Origin of the sequence: Pseudomonas sp. VA159-2 (assembly GCF_024126635.1) — a bacterium.
GTDB lineage: Bacteria > Pseudomonadota > Gammaproteobacteria > Pseudomonadales > Pseudomonadaceae > Aquipseudomonas > Aquipseudomonas muyukensis.
Map to the genome: position 1 here is coordinate 98,781 of NZ_JAMYBV010000012.1, position 18,799 is coordinate 117,579.

18 protein-coding genes are annotated in these 18,799 nt (G+C 66.9%); 10 read left to right on the forward strand and 8 right to left on the reverse strand.

The features are described from left to right. Positions 1 to 6 precede the first annotated feature (6 nt). Genes NJG22_RS14115 through NJG22_RS14150 form a run of 8 tightly spaced genes read left to right on the forward strand, consistent with a single transcriptional unit; the run spans position 7 to position 10,097 of the window. Positions 7 to 1,455 (forward strand): sel1 repeat family protein, encoded by a 1,449-nt coding sequence (locus NJG22_RS14115; protein WP_253095326.1) that lies wholly within the window; start codon positions 7 to 9, stop codon positions 1,453 to 1,455. After that, on the forward strand, positions 1,452 to 2,894 hold the full coding sequence (locus NJG22_RS14120) for an alginate export family protein (protein ID WP_253095328.1): 1,443 nt from the start codon (positions 1,452 to 1,454) through the stop codon (positions 2,892 to 2,894). The genes NJG22_RS14115 and NJG22_RS14120 overlap by 4 nt, the downstream gene beginning before the upstream one ends. Before the next feature lie 12 nt (positions 2,895 to 2,906). Next, entirely contained in the window at positions 2,907 to 4,334 is a 1,428-nt protein-coding gene (locus NJG22_RS14125) for an MBOAT family O-acyltransferase (protein ID WP_253095329.1), read from the forward strand. A 21-nt stretch (positions 4,335 to 4,355) separates the two neighbouring features. Beyond that, entirely contained in the window at positions 4,356 to 5,438 is a 1,083-nt protein-coding gene (locus NJG22_RS14130) for an alginate O-acetyltransferase (protein WP_253095330.1), read from the forward strand. 19 nt (positions 5,439 to 5,457) lie between these two features. Beyond that, positions 5,458 to 6,087: an alginate O-acetyltransferase AlgF gene (locus NJG22_RS14135; RefSeq protein ID WP_253095331.1), complete on the forward strand. Its 630-nt coding sequence runs from the start codon at positions 5,458 to 5,460 to the stop codon at positions 6,085 to 6,087. A gap of 7 nt (positions 6,088 to 6,094) precedes the next feature. Further along, the gene (locus tag NJG22_RS14140; protein WP_253095332.1) at positions 6,095 to 7,492 is read left to right on the forward strand and encodes an alginate biosynthesis protein AlgX; all 1,398 of its coding nucleotides are present in this window, start codon (positions 6,095 to 6,097) and stop codon (positions 7,490 to 7,492) included. Positions 7,493 to 7,533: 41 nt separating this feature from the next. Further along, on the forward strand, positions 7,534 to 8,649 hold the full coding sequence (locus NJG22_RS14145; protein ID WP_253095333.1) for a polysaccharide lyase: 1,116 nt from the start codon (positions 7,534 to 7,536) through the stop codon (positions 8,647 to 8,649). A gap of 14 nt (positions 8,650 to 8,663) precedes the next feature. Next, positions 8,664 to 10,097, forward strand: coding sequence for a right-handed parallel beta-helix repeat-containing protein (locus tag NJG22_RS14150; RefSeq protein WP_253095334.1), 1,434 nt, complete (start codon positions 8,664 to 8,666; stop codon positions 10,095 to 10,097). Positions 10,098 to 10,138: 41 nt separating this feature from the next. Here the strand turns inward: NJG22_RS14150 and NJG22_RS14155 are convergent, their stop codons facing one another. Both NJG22_RS14155 and NJG22_RS14160 read right to left on the reverse strand, forming a co-directional pair. Beyond that, the gene (locus NJG22_RS14155) at positions 10,139 to 10,573 is read right to left on the reverse strand and encodes a GNAT family N-acetyltransferase (protein ID WP_217853792.1); all 435 of its coding nucleotides are present in this window, start codon (positions 10,571 to 10,573) and stop codon (positions 10,139 to 10,141) included. Between the two features lie 25 nt (positions 10,574 to 10,598). After that, positions 10,599 to 10,985: a DUF488 family protein gene (locus NJG22_RS14160; protein WP_217853791.1), complete on the reverse strand. Its 387-nt coding sequence runs from the start codon at positions 10,983 to 10,985 to the stop codon at positions 10,599 to 10,601. A 126-nt stretch (positions 10,986 to 11,111) separates the two neighbouring features. Between NJG22_RS14160 and NJG22_RS14165 the strand changes: the two genes are divergently transcribed. Then, positions 11,112 to 12,728, forward strand: coding sequence for an inorganic phosphate transporter (locus NJG22_RS14165; protein WP_253095335.1), 1,617 nt, complete (start codon positions 11,112 to 11,114; stop codon positions 12,726 to 12,728). 112 nt (positions 12,729 to 12,840) lie between these two features. Here the strand turns inward: NJG22_RS14165 and NJG22_RS14170 are convergent, their stop codons facing one another. From NJG22_RS14170 to NJG22_RS14195, 6 genes are all read right to left on the reverse strand, one after another. Beyond that, positions 12,841 to 13,536 carry a glutathione S-transferase N-terminal domain-containing protein gene (locus NJG22_RS14170; protein ID WP_253095337.1) on the reverse strand — a complete coding sequence of 232 codons (696 nt, stop codon included), beginning with the start codon at positions 13,534 to 13,536 and terminating at the stop codon, positions 12,841 to 12,843. Between the two features lie 31 nt (positions 13,537 to 13,567). Continuing rightward, on the reverse strand, positions 13,568 to 14,083 hold the full coding sequence (locus NJG22_RS14175; protein WP_253095339.1) for an N-acetyltransferase: 516 nt from the start codon (positions 14,081 to 14,083) through the stop codon (positions 13,568 to 13,570). A gap of 107 nt (positions 14,084 to 14,190) precedes the next feature. Further along, entirely contained in the window at positions 14,191 to 14,961 is a 771-nt protein-coding gene (locus NJG22_RS14180; RefSeq protein ID WP_253095341.1) for an OmpA family protein, read from the reverse strand. A gap of 10 nt (positions 14,962 to 14,971) precedes the next feature. After that, the gene (locus NJG22_RS14185; RefSeq protein WP_217853786.1) at positions 14,972 to 15,367 is read right to left on the reverse strand and encodes a DUF4398 domain-containing protein; all 396 of its coding nucleotides are present in this window, start codon (positions 15,365 to 15,367) and stop codon (positions 14,972 to 14,974) included. 270 nt (positions 15,368 to 15,637) lie between these two features. Next, positions 15,638 to 16,132, reverse strand: a complete 495-nt coding sequence (locus NJG22_RS14190; RefSeq protein WP_253095343.1) for a PaaI family thioesterase — start codon at positions 16,130 to 16,132, stop codon at positions 15,638 to 15,640. 125 nt (positions 16,133 to 16,257) lie between these two features. Further along, positions 16,258 to 17,643 (reverse strand): amino acid permease, encoded by a 1,386-nt coding sequence (locus tag NJG22_RS14195; protein WP_253095345.1) that lies wholly within the window; start codon positions 17,641 to 17,643, stop codon positions 16,258 to 16,260. Between the two features lie 254 nt (positions 17,644 to 17,897). On the opposite strand from NJG22_RS14195, the gene gcvA reads away from it, so the two are divergent. Next, entirely contained in the window at positions 17,898 to 18,794 is an 897-nt protein-coding gene (gene gcvA, locus NJG22_RS14200) for a transcriptional regulator GcvA (protein WP_253095347.1), read from the forward strand. Positions 18,795 to 18,799 lie beyond the last annotated feature (5 nt).

Sequence of the window (18,799 nt, forward strand, 5' to 3'; positions counted from 1 at the left end):
CCGTCCATGAACGCCAAGAACGCCCCGCGCCTGCTACTGGCCGGCCTGGGCCTGGCCTGGGCCGGCAGCGTCTGCGCCGGCCAGAGCCTGGAGCAGGTGCGCTACGCCCTGTACAAGGACCCGAATGCCAACGTCAGCGCCGACCTGCGCGTGCTCGCCGAGCGCGGTGACCTGGCCGCCAAGCAGCTGCTCGGCGACGTGCTGGCCGGCAGTGACGGTGCCAGCCGGGAGGACATCATCCGCCTGTACCAGGAGGCCTTCGCCGACGGCCACGGGCAGGTCCCGGCACTGGCGTCGCTGGCGCGCCTGCTCGATCGCACGCCGAATTTGCAGCGCCGCCATGAGGCCTGGATGCGCCAGGCGCTGGACCGTTACCCCAACGATCTCGATCCACGCAGCACCAGCACCAGCCTGGAAGTGTTCCTGGTCTACCCGCAACTGTTCCACGGTGCGCGTGCCGCCGAACTGCTAGCGCTGTACGAACGTAGCTGCCTGCTCAACTGCCGACCCGAGCTGTATCACGCGGTGGTCGCCGAGCGCCAGGGCGAGCGCGGCGCGGCCGAACGCTGGTACCAGCAAGCCGCGCGCATCGACCCACGCGCCGTCGACCGCTACTACCGCTTCCTCGGCGCACAGCAGGACAGCGCGTTCCTTGCCTTTGCCCGCCAACTGGAGCCGGAAATGGCCAGCCTGGCGGTGGAAATCGTGCAGCGCGTCGGTGCTCTGGTGGACAACATCCATAGCGTCACCCGCGCCGAACTGGATGCCGAGCGCGAGCAGCGCCTGGGCCAGGCCATGGGCCCCAAGCAGGAACCGACACCCGCGCAGATCGCCCGCGACCAGGCCAACGACAAGCTGCGCGCCGCCGGTATCGCCGAGGCGCAGCGCTGGCTGGACAACGCCGTCGCTCGCGGCTATCTGCCGGCACTGGTGTCCAAGGCCAACTTCATGATCTCCAACCCCACCGAGCACAACGCCGAGCAAACCCAGGCACTGATCGCCCAGGTGCGGGCCAAGGCGCCGACCCAGGCCAAGGCACTGGAGGCGTCGTTCTACATGGTCAACAACTGGCTGACCCTGGACCCGGAAAAAGCCCAGGGGCTGATCGACGAACTGATCGCGGCCCGCTACCCCGATGCCCAACTGTTGCTGGGCGACCTGTACAGCAAGGGCGGCCTCGACCAACCCGACCAAGAGCGCGCCCTGCGCATCTGGCGCCAGCAGGCCGAGCAAGGCTCGACCGCGGCCTGGTACCGCATGGCCACCGTGCACCTGCGCGGCCGGGCGATCTGCCATGACCCGGTCAAGGCCTACACCTATGCCCGCATCGCCCTGGACCTGGGCGAGACCCGCGCCCGCGGCCTGCTCAAACGGCTCGACAAGACCCTGCCCAAGGATGACATCGAGCGCGCCCTGGCCGCGCGCGGCGATCTGTTGAAGGAGGCCTCCCTGTGAAAGCGCACCATCCCCTGCTCGGCGCCCTGCTCGCCCTGGCGCCACTGCCGGCGGCGCTGGCACTGGAGGAAGTCACCGGCCCCGAGGCCGACAGCCGCGCGCCGGTCCGCCTGGCCGCCATCGGCGGCGAGCCGGTGATCACTTCGGAATTCTTCAACAAGCTCACCGTGCAAACCGGCTACGGCCCCGAGGACTCCCAGGTCGGCCGCGACCGCGAAAGCTTCTACAGCCTGCGCTATGAACCATCGTTCGCCTGGTACTGGCCGGAAAAACGCTGGGCCAAGTGGATGGTCTATGGCCGCCTGTGGCTGAACTACGATTCCAGCCAATCGAGCAACCTGGCGAACGAGTCGACCAACAACAACGCCCGCGAACAAGCCGAAGGCTGGTACGCCGAGCTGCGCGAGCTGTACGTCAAGCGCAACCTGATCGGCGACGACCCACGCTTCTCGCTGTCGTTCGGCCGCCAGCGCTTCAACGACGACTACGGCATCTGGTGGGACGACAGCCTGGAATCGCTGCGTTTCAACTACCAGGACAGCTTCAGCGACGCGTTCATTGCCGTCGGCCAGAAATTCCACAACTACAACACCGACGTCAATTCGCTGCCGGCCAGCGAAGCGCGCACCCTCTACCTGATGGGCCAGTACGCCTACCGCTGGAGCAGCAACAACCAGGTCGGCGTGCGCCTGATGCACGAGAACGACCGCAGCGACCACGACAGCGACGATCGCTACGACTTCAAGGGCTGGCGCTACGGCTTGTTCTTCAAGGGCGAGCACCTGCCACTGGACAGCGACTATCACCTGGAACTGGCGGCGCTCGACGGCACGATGGACAACACCGCCGGCAACGGCGTCACCAGCACCGGCCATTCCAGCCGTGGCTGGGCGGCGCTCGGCGAAGTCGGCAAGCGCTTCGACACCCTGCCGTGGACGCCGCGCCTCGCCCTGCGCGGCGGCCTCACCGACAAGCCCGGCGACGACAACGATGGCTTCCGGCTCAACCCGATCCAGTCCGACCGCATCACCCGCCAGGGCTCGTACAGCACGCGCCTGACCAGTTCGTTCGTGGCCCTCGACCTGCGCAACCTGAGCTACTACGGCCTGGCCCTGCAGACCCAGCCGACGCCACGCAGCGCGCTGGACCTGCGGGTCACCCAGCTCAACCTGCGCGACGCCCAGGGCACGCTGCCGATCCGCATGGGCGCCGACTACCGCGCGCGCCGCCAGGACGCGCTGGCCACCGGCCAGGGCAAGGGCGACAACGTCGGCCAGATGATCGACCTCAACTACTACTGGAAAATGTTCCCGGTGGCCCTCGACGGCAAGCGCCTGGACGTCAACACCTTGGTCAGCGCCAGCTACCTCAACGCCGGCAGCGCACTGAACACCGGTGACGACTACCAGCTGAGCGTCGGCATCGTGATCAGTTATTGAGGGCCGCCCAGCATGATCTTCGCCTCCAACGTGTTCCTGTTCCTCTACCTGCCGCTGTTCCTGGCCCTCTACTACCTGGCCCGGCCACGCTGGCGTTCGCTGGTGATCGTCGCTGCCAGCTACATCTTCTATGCCTGGTGGCGACCGGACTTCCTGCTGCTGTTCGTCGCCATCACCGCCTGGAACTACGGTTTCGGCCTGGCCATCAAGGCGCGCCTGGACGCCGGCGGCAAGCGCGGGGCCCTGCGCCTGCTGTGGCTTGGCGTGGCCGGCAACCTGGCCACCCTCGGCTACTTCAAGTACGCCAACTTCGGCGCCGAGATGCTGGCCGTGCTGCTGGCGCCGCTGGGCATCAACACCTGGACCCTGGAGACCATCTTCCTGCCGCTGGGCATCTCGTTCTACGTGTTCCATGCGCTGAGCTACATCGTCGACATCTACCGCAAGGATGCCACGCCCACCCGCAGCTTCATCGACTTCGCCGCCTTCGTCGCGCTGTTCCCGCACCTGGTGGCGGGCCCGATCCTGCGCTACAGCCAACTGGCGCCGCAGCTGCGCCAGCGCAGCCACTCGCTGGAGCTGTTCTCCCTGGGCGTCTGTCGCTTCATGCTCGGGTTCATCATGAAGGTGCTGATCGCCGATCGCCTGGCGCCGATCAACCTGCTGTTCATCGGCGAGGGTAGCTTGCAGTTCAGCGATGCCTGGTTCGGCCTGCTGGTCTCGACCCTGCAGCTGTACTTCGACTTCGCCGGCTATAGCCACATGGCGCTGGGCCTGGCACTGATGATGGGCTTTCGCTTCCCGGAAAACTTCAACCAGCCCTATGTGTCGCAGAGCATCACCGAGTTCTGGTCGCGCTGGCACATGACCCTGGCGCACTTCCTGCGCGACTACGTGTACATGCCGCTGGTGCGCAAGCGCGTGGCCGGCGCCCTGCCGGCGCTGGTCTGGACCATGCTGCTGTCGGGCCTGTGGCACGGCGCGAGCTTCGCCTTCATCTGCTGGGGGCTGTTCTTCGGCCTGGGCATGGTGCTGGAGCGCAAGTTCGGCCTGGCCACCAAGGTCAACACCCCCTACCACCTGGGGCGCAACCTGCGCACCGCGCTGCTGGTCATCCTCAGCATGCCGCTGTTCTTCACCATGGACCTGCGCCACAGCCTGGCCATCTACCAGGCGCTGTTCGGCTTCAACGGCCTCGGCTCGCTGGAGCTGTACGTGCTCGGCGCCTCGAAGATGGCCATGGCCTTCGCCCTGGTGGCAGTCGCCTGGCTGCTGCTGGCCGGGCTCAACAACCTGCGCTTCTACGCCGGCAACCAGCAGGGCTACTTCATGCGTCACGTGGGCGTGCTGCACAGCCTGCTGCTGTGGGGTGGCTTCCTGCTGGCCCTGAGCAGCCTGGCGGCCAGTTCGTTCTCGCCGTTCCTGTACTTCCAGTTCTAGGAGAACACCGTGTATCCGGTGATGAATTCGGCCAGCAAGGCCAATGGTGTGATCTTCGCCCTGGTGCTGGCAGCGATGTTCGTCTACTCGCTGCCGCCGGTGTTCAGCTTCGCCCGCACCCAGGGCGACGCCTGGCACCTGTTCGTCGACGGCAAGCTGCTGCGCAGGTTCGAGCAGGCCTACGACAAGCGTTTCTTCCTGCGCGAACCCTCGGTCACGCTGTGGGCCGATGCGCAGTTCCAGCTGTTCGGCGAGGGCACCCAGGGCGTGGTGCTGGGCAACCAGGGTTGGCTCTACAGCAACCAGGAATACCGCGTGCCCAACGACCTGGACGCCAACCTCGACAGCCAGCTGGCGCAGATCGCCGACATCGAACGGCAACTGGCCGCGCGCGGCAAGCATCTGCTGCTGCTGCCGTTGCCGATGAAGCTGGATGTCTACGCCGCCCACGCCGCGCGGGCCTTCGACCCACGGGTGCAGAGCCTCTATGACCGCTTCGTCGCCGACCTGCAGGCCCGCCAGCTGGATGTGGTGCCGCTGCGCGAGGCGTACCTGCGCAACCTGGCCGGCCCGCGCCTGTTCCTCAAGTCCGATACCCACTGGAGCCCGGACGGCGCGCGCCTGTCGGCCTACGAGCTGGCGCGCCAGCGCCCGCAGTTGCTCGGTGATCAGGTGTACGTGTCGCGCCAGGCCGGCACCAAGCAGGTCAAGGGCGACCTGATGAACTACCTGCAATTCGACCATGCCCGCCTCGCCCCGCAATTCGGCGCCAGCACCATCGAGCTGTATGAAACCCTCAAGGCCGCGCAAAGCAGCGACGACCTGTTCGCCGAGCAGCGCCAGAGCCTGCTGCTGGTGGGCACCAGCTACAGCAAGATCGACGACTGGAACTTCGTTGGTTTTCTCAAGGAAGCGCTCAACCGCGACCTGCTGAGCATCGCCGTCGAAGCCCGTGGGCCGTTCGAGGCGATGCAGCAGTTCCTCGCCAGCGAGCAATCGCGCAACCCGCAGATAGACACCGTGATCTGGGAGTTCCCGCTACGCACCCTGCTTGCCCACCGTCCCGGCACCCTCGCAGGCCCTACCCAGCCCGCGCATTTCTGACGTTTCAAGGAGAAACCCGATGAAAATCTCGCCCCTGTTCGCCGCCCTCGCCCTGGCCGTCGCCAGCCATACCGCCGCGGCCGCCGACGGCAACGCCGACCTGTACGACGCCGTGGCCCCGGCCGACTCGGCATTCGTGCGCGTGCTCAACCTGTCCACGGCCAGCGTCGACGTCAGCCTCAGCGGCAAGCTCAACCCGCAGAAGGTCGCCCCAGGCCAGCTCAGCGGCTACCGCTTCGTCCCCGCCGGCACGCACCGTATCGGCATCGGCGCCAAGGCCATCGAACCGAACCTGGCAGCCAACGCCGCCAGCACCGTGGTCTACGACGGCCAGCAGTTGCGGCTGATCGCCGACCAGTACGTCAACGAGCCGAAAAAGGCCCAGGTCGCCTTCTACAACCTCACCCCCGCCCAGGCCACGCTGCGCACCGCCGATGGCAAGCACGAGGTGGTCAAGGCCCTGGCCAACGGCCAGACCGGCGCGCGCATGGTCAACGAGATCAAGATCGACTTCGCCGCTTACGTCGGCAACCAGGAGGTGGCCAGCTTCGACGAGTTGTTCCTCAAGAAAGGCCGTTCCTACAGCTACGTGCTGCTGCCGGGCAACCGCAGCCTGAGCCTGGCCAACAGCATCGACCCGACCGAGTGAGCCGCCCATGAGTCCCCTCCTTCGATTCGGCCTGGCGAGCGCCCTGGCGCTGTCGAGCCTGCCGGCCCAGGCGGCCGAGGCCGCCGCAAGCGGCGCCTGCGCGAACCTGCAATGCATGGTCTGCCCGGCGCTGGCCGAGCCGCAGCGCTACGCCGAAGGGCGCATGAAGCTGATGCGCCAGATCGTCCCGGGCAAGGAGCGCTGGCTGTTCCGCTCGATGGTCGACCTGACCAACGACTTCGGTATCCCCGCGCCCATGCGCCCGGAGTTCGCCCGCCTGATGGCCGCCTTCCACCGCCAGGGCATCCAGGTGGCCATGGCCATCCAGCCGACCCGCGGGCTGATGCATCGCGACAAGCTCTACCCCGACCAGCTGCATGGCTTCGACCATACCAGTGCCAGCCGCAACTTCGACGCCTACCTGGGCCAGCTGCGCCAGGGTGGCGCGCTGGTCGCGCCAATGATGCAACTGGTGCGCACGCCGCCCAAGGGCGAGTATTTCTTCCGCCGCGACCACCACTGGACCCCCACCGGCGCCGAGGCCACGGCGCAACTGCTGGCCGAGGAAGTCCGCCGCCAGCCGTTCTACGCCGGGCTGCGCAAGAAGCAGTACCGCACCGAGCCGGGGGTGATGGTGCCCAAGGACGGCACCCTGAACCTGGCGCTGAGCTATATCTGCGGCAACAACTACGGTTTCCAGTATGTGCGCGGCTACCAGACCATCCCGGTGGCCGACAGCAGCGAGGCGCTGTTCGACGAGGCGCCCGACCCCGAGGTGATCCTGGTCGGCGACAGTAACGCCGCGGCCCGGGAGGACGAGAGCAAGCAGTTCAATTTCGACGGTTACCTCAAGCAGTACCTGGGCGTGGACATCCTCAACTATGCCCTGCCCGGGGTCGGCGAGGACGGCTCGCTGCTGGAGTACCTGCTGTCGGCCGACTACAAGCCCGAGGCGCCGCCCAAGCTGCTGATCTGGGAGCTGCCGGCCAACTACCGGCTGGACTCGCCGTTGATGTACCGGCAACTGGTGCCGGCGATCCAGGGCGGCTGCAAGGCGTCCAGCGAGGTGTTGGGGTCCAGGCTGCAACGCCCGGCACTGAAGGTGGGCGAGCGCATCGAGCTGCTGAGCAATGCCGGCAGCGCCCGGCAGTCGTTGCACGCGGGCTTTCTCGATATCCGCCTGAGCGACAAGAACGTGCGCGACTTCTACATCATCGTCTATTACGACAACGGGGCCCGTGACAAGGTGTGGTTTCGCCGCGAAGCGGCGGTAAGCGGCGGCCAGTATTACCTGGAGCTGAGCAAGGCGCCCGAGTTCGCCGGGGCCAACCTGCTGTCGGTGTTCCTCGAGCCGACCAAGGCCGGCACCGCGGCCACCGAAGTGCAGACGCGGCTATGCCTGTGAAGCCCCTGGTCGTAGCCGCAGCTATCCCTGCAGCAGCCGGCTTGGCGACGCTGGGCCGCAGGGCGGCCCCCTGGCTGCTGTCCCTCGCCCTGGCGCCGCTCACGCCCCAGGCCCACGCCGCCCAGTCGATCTGGCCGCCCCGCGCCACCGCGCAATCGGCGATGATCGACGACTACCGCAGCCTTGCCTGCAACAAAGCAGCACCCGCGCCCTACACCGGCAGCCTGCGCCTGCAAAGCAAGTACGACCAGCGCGACGCCAGCAAGTCGACCCTGCGTGCCAGCCCCGACGCCGACAGCGAACGCATCGCCAAGCAGGTCAAGCAATACATCGGCGGCCTGATCTACGCCGGCAAGCGTTTCCAGCGGGCGAAAAAACCCCAGGAGGCCAACCTGGCCCTGGCCTGCCAGGACCAGTGGCTGGAACGCTGGGCGCAAGCCGATGCCCTGCTCGACCCCGACGCCTCGGCCAGCGGCATGGCCGCGCGCAAATGGGCGCTGGCGGCCATGGCCGGCGCAGTGCTGCTGACCCAGGCGGCGGCCGACGGCAAGCGCCCGCTCAGCCCGGCGCAGCAGCGCTGGTTCACCCGCCTGGGCGAACAGGTCATTGCCGAGTACGCGCCACGCCGCCACGCCACCAGGGTGTATTTCAACAACCACGACTACTGGGCCGCCTGGGCCGTGGCCGCCGCCGGCATGCTGGTGGGCCGCGAGGACTTCATCCAGTGGGCCGATGGCAACCTGCGCCGCGGCCTGGCCCAGGCCGTGCGCCACGACGACTATGCCTACCTGCCCTTGGAAGTGGCGCGCGGCAAGCTGGCCGCCAACTACAGCCAGTACGCCCTGGTGCCGCTGGTGCTGCTCAGCGAGTCGGCCCGGGCCAACGGCCTGGCCTGGACCGAGGCCGACCAGCGCACCCTCGAGCAACTGGCCAGCTTCGCCGCCCGCAGTGTGCTCGAACCGGACACCCTGGCCGAACTCCAGGGCCGGAGCCAGGCCACTGTCGCCCCCTACAAGCTGGCCTGGCTGATCCCGTTTCTCGCCCGCCAGCCCCAGCACCGCCTGGCCCGCCAGCTGTACGACAGCGAACAGGGCGAGGTCGACGACTACAGCCAGGTTGGCGGCCCGTTGAAGCCGGCCTACCCCCACCTGCCTTGAACAAGGACGCCCCCATGGCACCGCTCAGCCGCTTCGCCCTCACCTACCTGGCCGCCCTGCTGCTGGCCGGCACCGCGCAAGCCAGCCCCAGCGTCGAGCCCATCGACCCGGCCCAGCACCAGCAATACATCGCCCAACTGCGCCAGCAGGCCCGCGCCGCGGTGGCCCTGGCGCCGGTCACCCGCGCGCAACCCGCCGGCCGCGCCAGCATCAGCCTGCAGCCGATGTTCTCGGCCCAGGCCGGCAGTTGGCCGTTCGAGCCCTTCGTCAACAACGGCCTGTTCCGTGCCATCGCCGGTTACCAGGCGCACCACCCGCAGGCCGTGGTGCTGCGTGGCGGCAGCATCACCCTGGCGCAGTTGCATGACGCCCTGCACGACCCGCGCATCCTCAAGCGCTACAAGGACGGCTACCTGCTCAGCTATCCGTTGCTGATCGGTGCCGACGCCGGGTTGCTGATCGAGGACACCCACCTCTACCTCTACAGCTTCTCCGGCACCGCGCTGATCAATCAGGGCTGGCTGGGCGTGCAGCGCGCAACCTTGACCAGCAAGCGCGGCGACCTGCCCGGCGCCACCCAGCGGGCCTGGCGACCGTTCGTGGTGGCCTGGGCTGGCAGCCACACCCAGCTGATCGACGCGCGCCTGCTGCGCCTGGGCTACAACGCCAACCTGTCCCGCGGCCTGACGACCGCGCTCAGCACCCAGCAACCGGCCGGCACCCGCCCGGCCACGTTGTGGGTGGACGCCAGCCAGTTCAGCGAACTGTCCAGCGCGGTGGAGTTGCAGCACAGCCAGGCGCTCATCAGCGCCAGCCGCTTCGAGCAGTCCCAGCAGTACGCCATCGACGCCCGTGACAGCCAGCTGAGCCTGCGCGACAACCAGGTGCGCGGCATCGACAACAACAGCGGCGTGCGCCTGCGCGGCCAGACCCGCGCCTTGCTCGAGGGCAACCTGATCCTCGGCGCGGCCAAGGCCGCCATCGAGATCAGCGACCAGCGCGGCGCGGTGCTGCTGGCCGGCAACCGGATCGGCGACAGCCGTGGCAACGGCATTCAGTTGCGCAACCTGGCCCCCAGCGCGGCAGCCCCCTTGCTGATCGACGCCAATCTACTGGCCAGCAGCCAGGGCAGCGCGATAGATGCCGCCGAGGTGACCGGCATGGCCCTGGTGGATAACCGCATCGGCAATACCCCCGAATATGCCCTGAGCCTGCGCAACAGCACGCGCCAACCTGGGCCGCTGCTGGTCAGCGGCAATCGCCTGGGCCAGGTGGGCAAGGCCCTGGTACGGGTCGAAGGGGTGGACGATGTGTGGCTGGGCGGCAACACCTTCGCTGGCAAGGCACTGCTGCAGAACCTGCTGATCGGTGATCTGTTGCCGGTGCAGGGGCCGGTGCTGGAGGCGACGGTGGCACAGGGGCGGATGGCGCGGGTGCGCCAGCAATAGCCTGAAACGCGTGGGCGCGGGCTTGGCCTTTCACGCTGGGCCTACCCTGCAACCGCGCGCTGCATACGGACAAAACACGCATCCGCGCCCATTTCCACGAAACCATGGCGCAGGTACAGCTGCCGCGCCGGGTTGCTGCTGAATACCATCAGCCGCAGCAGCGGCAAGCGACGCTGCACTGCCCAGCCGGCGAGCGTCTCCAGCACCCAGCTGCCCACCCCCCGTCCGCGATGCTCGGGCAACAGGTGCAGCTCGCGGATGAACAGCGCCTGGCGGTCCTGGCTGAGGCTGCAAAAACCCAGGACCTCGCCGTCCTCCTCCACCAGCCACTGCTCGCGCCAGCCCCAGGCCTGGTCGAAAGCCTCCTCGATCCACAGCAAGTCGAATTCACGGTAGTACGCCAGCATCGCGCGGCGGGTCAGGTCGCGGGCGAATGTGCGGTGGCTGTCATTGGCCGGGGTCAGTTGCAGGGGCATGATGCTCCAGGGCTGGGTACGCCGCTCATTGGCCATAACAGACCGGGGAACTCCCCGGCCCTCGGCGGTCCAGCTCGGCCTCCAGCCACTCGGCCAGCACCTGGGCATTGTTGTGGACAGTGTCCTTGCCAGCGTAGAGCAAGGTCAGGTCGCCTTTGCCGGCCAAATCCAGCAAGGGGTACCAATGTTCGGGATGGGCGGCCAGCTCCTGCTGGTAACGCCGAGTGAAACCGGCAAAGTCCAGCGCGCCGGCATGCAAGGCCTTGCGCAGCTCATCGGACGGCGCCACCTCGCGCAGCCATTGGCCGTGCAGGTCGGTCTTGCGCTTGTTGCGCGGCCACAAGCGGTCGACCAGCACGCGCTGGCCGTCCTGATCCTCGATGGCCTCGTAGACACGTTTGCAGCGAATCATCGGGGGGCTCCTGCGACATCGTTACCCTGCAAGCCTAAGACCTTCATTGACGGAGGTCACGCCCTGGTCACGAATTGTTTCTATGCTTCTGCCTTCGGCATCAACGCCCGCCTCACCGGAGCCCCCATGGCTACCCCCTCCCTGGCCCACCCACCAGGCCTGGTCCAGCGCCACCCGCGCCCGCAACTCAAGCACACGCCTGGCCGTGCCACCCTGGTGTTGTTCTTCGGCCTGCTGCTGGCCGGCCTGGCCTACACCTTCTGGAGCCTCAAGCAGGACGTCAGCGCCAGCGGCACCACGGTCACCACCCTTACGCCCTTCCTGCTGCTTGGCCTGGCGCTGCTGATTGCCCTGGGCTTCGAGTTCGTCAACGGCTTCCACGACACCGCCAACGCCGTGGCCACGGTGATCTACACCCACTCGCTGCCGGCGCCGGTGGCGGTGGTCTGGTCGGGCCTGTGCAATTTCCTTGGCGTGCTGCTTTCCAGCGGCGCGGTGGCCTTCGGCATCATCGCCCTGCTGCCGGTGGAACTGATCCTGCAGGTCGGCTCCTCGGCCGGTTTCGCCATGGTCTTCGCCCTGCTGCTGGCGGCGATCATCTGGAACCTCGGCACCTGGTGGCTGGGGCTGCCAGCGTCGTCCTCACATACCCTGATCGGCTCGATCATCGGCGTGGGCGTGGCCAACGCGCTGATGCACGGGCGTGACGGCAGCAGCGGCGTGGACTGGACCCAGGCCAGCAAGGTCGGCTATGCCCTGCTGTTCTCGCCGCTGATCGGTTTCGCCTGCGCCGCCCTGCTGTTGCTGGCCCTGCGTGCGCTGGTCAAGCGCCGCGAGCTGTACCAGGCGCCCCAGGGGCAGACCCCGCCGCCGTGGTGGATCCGCGGCGTGCTGATCCTCACCTGTACCGGCGTGTCGTTCGCCCATGGCTCCAACGACGGGCAAAAGGGCATGGGGCTGATCATGCTGATCCTGGTCGGCACCTTGCCGATGGCCTACGCCCTGAACAAGACCATGCCCAGCGAGCAGGCCCTGCAGTTCTCGGCCGTGGCCGAAGTCACCCGCCAGGCGCTGGTGCGCGCGGCGCCGGAACCGGCCCCGGCCGATCCGCGCCAGGTCCTCACCGCGTTCATCGGCCAGGGCCGGGCCAGCACCGAACTGGTCCCGGCCCTGGCCGCGCTGACCGGCATGATCGGCGAGGAGGTAAAAGGCTATGGCTCGTTGAACCGCGTCCCGGCCGAGGCCATGGCCAACGTGCGCAACGACATGTACCTGACCAGCGAAGCGATCCGCCTGCTCGACAAGCAGCAGTTGCTCGCCTTCGACGCCGACACCCGGCGCCATGTGCAGCTGTTCAAGCGCCAGCTGGACGACGCCACCCGCTATATCCCGCTGTGGGTCAAGGTGGCGGTGGCCATCGCCCTGGGCCTGGGCACCATGGTCGGCTGGCGGCGCATCGTGGTGACGGTGGGCGAGAAGATCGGCAAGACCCACCTGAGCTATGCCCAGGGGGCTTCGGCGGAGATGGTGGCGATGTGCACCATCGGCGCGGCGGACCTGTTCGGCCTGCCGGTGTCGACCACCCATGTGCTGAGTTCGGGCGTGGCCGGGAGCATGGTCGCCAATGGTTCGGGGATCCAGCGGCGCACGCTGGTGAACCTGCTGATGGCCTGGGTACTGACGCTGCCGGCGGCGATGTTGCTGGCAGGAGGCTTGTACTGGTTGTTGAACCAGATCCTTTGAGGACTTGCCGCTCCTACAGGCAGCCTGGGCCTCTTGCAGGAGCGGCCTTGCCGAGGCGTCGGACCGGTCGGAAAGGGCCGCGAAGCGGCCCCGACAAGCCCAACCCAACCCCTTAGGCCGGAATCTTCAGGCCACGCTGCACGGCTGGACGCTCGAGGAAGGCTGCCAGCACGCGCTGCACCTCCTTGAAACGCTCGAACTCCACCAGGTCCCGGGCGTTGTAGCGCTCCACCAGGTTACGCACCCAGGGGAAGATGGCGATGTCGGCAATGCTGTAGTCATCGACCATCCACTGGCGGCCTTGCAGATGACGGTCGAGCACGCCCAGCAAGCGCTTGGACTCGTTGACGTAGCGATCGCGCGGGCGCTTGTCCTCGTAGGCCTTGCCAGCGAAAAAATGGAAGAACCCCACCTGGCCGAACATTGGCCCGATGCCGCCCATCTGGAACATCAGCCACTGCAGGGTCAGGTAGCGCTGGGCCGGGTCGTGGCTGAGCAACTGGCCGCTCTTTTCCGCCAGGTATTGCAGGATCGCGCCCGACTCGAACAGCGCCAGCGGCTGCCCGCCCGGCCCCGCAGGGTCGAGGATCGCCGGAATCTTGTTGTTGGCGCTGAGCGAGATGAACTCGGGGCTCAGCTGCTCCTCGCTGTCGAAGCTGATCTTGTGCGCCTCGTAGGGCAGGCCGATCTCCTCGAGCATGATCGACACCTTGACGCCGTTGGGCGTGGCCAGCGAATACAGTTGCAGGCGCTGCGGGTGGCGGGCCGGCCATTTGCCGGTGATGGGGAATGCGTTGAGCTCAGACATGGTCGCGCCTTGGCAATGGGAAGGGTTCAATCTAATCGGCCGCAGGCGTCCTGACCATCACCCAGTCACGGTGGCGCTCATCGCCGCAGGGAAAGATCGCCTCCCCCACCTTGCGAAAACCGTTGCGCTGGTAGAAGCGGATCGCCCGGGCATTGCCTTCGTTGACGGTCAAGCGCACCGCGCCGGGCGCCTGGGCCAGGGTCGCCTCGAGCAGCTGCTGCGCCGCGCCCAACCCGTGGGCACAGGGCATGACATAGCAACGGGATATCTCGACCAGTAGGTCGGCGTCGGCGATACCCAGGGTACTGGGCGCCAGGTCGAGCATGCTGTAGCCCAGCACCTGGCCCAGCTGCTCCACCACCAGCAGGCGCTTGTGCCGGTCGCGCAGGTGGGCCTGGAAATGCTCGGGCTGCAGGTTGTGCGCGATGTAGTGTCGCTGCGCCGCGGGCGCGCTGTCGGGCGGGCTGGCCAGGGCGAAGGTGGCCTGGCCGACCTGGCTCAGGGCCACGCAGTCGTCACCGCGGGCCGGGCGAATCTGGTAGGGCATGGCAACATCCTGTCGAGCAGCCGGATTGCCTGCGACAATGCCAGCCCAGCCCGGGCGCTGCAAATGAAAAGGCGACCCGGCACGTGCCGGGTCGCCTGTGGCGGAACTCAACGGGCCCGCACTGCCTGCGCCCCTTGCGAGATGATCACTTCCACCCGCCGGTTGAGCTGGCGCGAATGGGCATCGCCGTTGCTTGCCACCGGGTGCGCCTTGCCATAGCCGCTGGTGGCGATACGCCCAGGCGCCACCCCCTGGCGCTGCAACGCACGGGCCACGGCCAGTGCACGGTTCTCCGACAAGCGCAGGTTCAGCGCGTCGCCGCCGGTGGAATCGGTGAAGCCTTCGATCCGCACCTGGCGCTCGGGGTTGTCGCGCAGGAACTGCGCCAAGCGCTGGATATCGTCATGGCTGCGGCCACGCAGCTCGGCACGCCCGCTGTCGAACAGCACATCGCCGAAGGTCACCACCGTGCCGCGTTCGCTCTGCTGGCCCTTGAGGGCCTTGAGCGCATTGAGCTGGGCGGTACGCACCTGCAGGCGTGCCTCGGCGCGACGGGCCTCGATCCCGCGCATGCCGGCCTCGGCCTGGCGCAGGCGGATGGTGGCTTCGGCCGTCTCGATCTGGCGTTTGGCCAGGTAGGCCAACTGCTCGACCTCGGGCGCCTTGCGATCGCTCAGCGACAGCGCCTCGGCCTTGCCCAGCGCGGCTTGCGCCTGCTGGGTCTCGAGGGCGGCCATGCGGTGCGCCTGCGGTTTGCCCTGCAACGCCGTGAAGGCCTCACGGGCCTGCACCAGGCCTGGATGTTCCGGGGTGGCGGCGCAACCGCCGATCACCAGGGCGAGCACGGTCATGGCCGGCAACAGATAACGTTTCGACATGTTCGGCTCCTTATTGGCCAGGCTGGGTCGGCACGGCATTCGGCTCGCTCAGCAGTTCATGCTTGAGCACATCGATGCCTTTTTCCGCCGTGTTCAACTGCTCTTCGGTACGCGAGGCCCGGGCCTTGGTTTCTGCCAGGCGGGCATCGGCCTCGGCCTGCTGGGCCAGGGTACGTACCTGTTCGTACTGTTTTTCGCCCAGGGCACGGTCCATGGCACCGAGCTTGTCCTGGGCCGCGCGCATCTCGAGCGGCGCGTATTGGGTAGCATCGGCGGCGACGGCGCGATGGACGGCGCTGCGGGTGAGCTCGACCTGTTCGGTGGGCACCACCACGCTGGCACAGCCGCCCATGATCATGAGCATGCCGACCAGCGGCAACGTCTTGCGATTGAAACGGACACGCATGGAAAAGCTCCTTGGCTGCGCTCGCGCTGGGGTGATCGGCGAACATCGCTGATCACGGCAAAGCGCGGGAAATGTCTGAGCGGCTCATCAAGAAAGCGACCGCACTCGTAGGTCGAATGGGTTCGCAGTAAGGAAATCGAGAGCGCCAATGACAGACTGTTGCAAAAGCTGGGTAAGACTATTCCCAGCGAACAGGCAGCCGAATAGGACTTTTCAACAGTAGGCTGTAGGGGTTTTCAACAAGGGGCGGCCCTGGAGATGACCTGACGCTCAGCGCTGGCCCTGTCGATGGGCCTGTAGCTTGAGTTGTTCGGTGTCGACCCGCACGAATACCGAGTCGGCGCGCACGGTCAGCACATCGCCAGCCCAGACCTCGCAGATCACCCGGCTCTTGCGCCCGAGCTCGCCCTCGACGCGCGCCTTGAGCAGCAGCTCGACGCCCATCGGCGTGGGCTTGAGGTAGGTCAGCCCGAGTTGACCGGTGACGCAGTCGATGCGCGGCAGGCTGCCCGGCTCGCGGCCTTCGGCGCGGTAGTGGTAGGCCATGGCGGCCCAATTGGAGTGGCAGTCGACCAGCATCGCCAGCAGGCCGCCGTAGACCAGCCCGGGCCAGCCGGTGAAGGTCGCGTCCGGAGTATGCCGGCACAATAGGTGGATACCGTCGGCGTCCCAGTGGCTCTGCACATGCAGGCCGCTGGGGTGGGCACAGCCGCAGCCGTAGCAGATACCGTCGGGGGCGGCGCGGTGTTGCAGGGAGTCGTTCATGGGCGTCCTTGTATTGGTTGGCGTTGGGCAGGCAGCGCAGACCGATGGTAGCGCCCCGCCCCCCTTACGCCAATGAGCAAGCCAGCCTTGCTGGCGAACCCGCCAACGCGGTGCATGGCGGGCGTTCAGGTGTTGAGCAGCACGCCGACCCGGTTGCGCCGCTGGGTCAGCGACACCAGCAAGATGAACAGGGTAACCCCGGCCGTCATCAAGGTTTCGTAGCGATAGGCATCGCTGAACAGCATGTAGCCCAGCACCACCAGGATGGTACCGATCACCAACCAGGTCAGCCACGGGAACAACCACATCTGCAACTCCAGCCTGCGCCCTTCACGCTCGGCGCGGGCACGCATGCGCAACTGCGACACGGCGATCACCAGGTACACCAGCAAGGCGATGGCGCCAGTGGTGGACAGCAAGAAGCCGAACACCTTGCCGGGGAACACATAGTTGACCAGGCACCCGGCAAAACCGGCTAGGGTCGAGAGGATCACCGCCACGGTCGGTACGCCAGCGCCGGAAATGCGCTTGGTCATTTGCAGCGCCTGGCCACGCGCGCCCAGCGAATAGAGCATCCGCGAGGCCGTGTACAAGCCGGAGTTCATGCAACTGGTGACCGCCACCAGCACCACCAGGTCGACCAGCAGCTTGGCGCCTGGCACGTTGAGCACTTCCAGCACCCGCTGGAACGACCCCACCGCCTTGAGCCCCGGATCGTTCCACGCCACCAGCGACACCACCAGGAAGATCGACGCCAGGTAGAAGATGGCGATGCGGTACACCACCAGGTTGGTGGCGCGACGGATCTTGTCCTTGGGGTTGGCGGTCTCGTCGGCAGCGATGGTGACGATCTCGGCACCGAAGAACGAGAAGATGGTGATCAGCACACCCCCCAGCACAGTGCCGAAGCCGTTGGGCATGAAGCCGCCGTTGTCCCACAGGCGGCTGACCCCGGACACCTCGGCCAACGGCCAGGCACCGAACACCGCCAGGCTGCAGACCACGATGAAGGCGATGATCGCCACCACCTTGACCAGGGCGAACCAGTATTCGAAGGCGCCGAAGTTCTTCACGCTGACCAGGTTGGTCGCCGACAGCAGCAGCATGATCAGGAAGGCGAACAGCCAGGACGGCACGCCAGGGAAGTAGGCATGCAGGATATCCGCGCCAGCAATCGCCTCGACCGGGATGATCAGCACCCAGAACCACCAGTACAGCCAGCCGATGGTAAAGCCCGCCCAGGGCCCGATGGCCTGCGAGGCGTAGGTGGAGAACGAGCCGCTGTTGGGGTTGGCGATGGCCATTTCACCCAGCATGCGCATCACCAGCAGCACCAAGAGGCCGGTCATGGCGTAGGAAATGAGGATGGCAGGGCCTGCGGTGGCAATGGCGTTGGAGGAACCGATGAACAGGCCCGCACCGATGATGCCGGCAATCGAGATCATCGACACCTGGCGCGAGGTCAGGCCGTGTTGCAGGGCGCGCTGTTTCTTGTTGTCTGGCGATGCCATGGGGAACCCTCGAGTGGGTCGGCCGCCGCGGGGGGCGACTGAAGTTGGAGCAACATTCAAGACGGCTTGAGTTGCACGTTGTTGTTCTTGTCAAACGCCGACAATGGGCCAAGGCGCCTTTGCAAATAACCAGTTGTCAGCGTTGATGCAGGTCAGTATTAATCTATAGGCACGCGCCAACAAACGACCTTTTCGAAGCATATCATTCCCTTAAAGAATGAATTCCTTCCATTTTTGCAGGGTAACGCCTTGTCATGTCCAAACGCCTGATGCCTTCGACCACCGCCCTGCAATGCTTCGAGGCGGCCGCCCGCCACCTGAGTTTCACCCGCGCGGCGCAGGAACTGCACCTGACCCAGAGCGCCGTCAGCAAGCAGGTGGCGCAGCTCGAGGACCTGCTTGCCCACCCGTTGTTCCAGCGTATTCGCCGCCGCCTGCAACTGACCCCGGCCGGCGCGCTGTACCTCACCGAGGTGCACAAGATCCTCACCCAGATCGACATCTCCAGCCGCTACATCCTCAGCTACGGCGACGAGACCGAGGTGCTGCGCATCGCCACCCAGCCGACCTTCGGCGCGCGCTGGCTGGTGCCCAGGCTCAAGGGTTTCGGCGACCGCCACCCGCGCATCCACCTGGACATCCGCAACGAACTGGAACCTTTCGACCTGGTGCAGGCCAAGGCCGATGTCGCGTTCTTCTTCGGCCAGGGCACTTGGCCGGGGGCGACCTGCATCGAGCTGTTCAGCGAGGCGGTGGTGCCGGTGTGCGCTCCGACGCTGTTGGCGCAGCAGCGCTTTGCCAGCGCAGGCGAGCTGGCCGAACACCGCCTGCTGCAATGCGCATCGCGCCCGGAGGCCTGGCACGAATGGTTCCTCGGCCTGGGGCTGCATAGCCAGAACAGCTACCACGGACCGCGCTTCGACACCTTCTACCTGTGCATTCGCGCCGCCATCGCCGGTTGCGGCATCGCCCTGATCCCGCGCTACCTGGTGGCCGAGGAACTGGCCGAGGGCAAGCTGGTGGTGGCCTGGGACCACCCGCTGGCGAGCAACGGCCGGCATTTCATGGCCCATGCCGAGCATGCCGCCGAGGTGCCCAAGGTGCGAGCGTTCGTCGAGTGGATTCGCGAGCGAGTGGCGCAGGCCGATTGAACGCC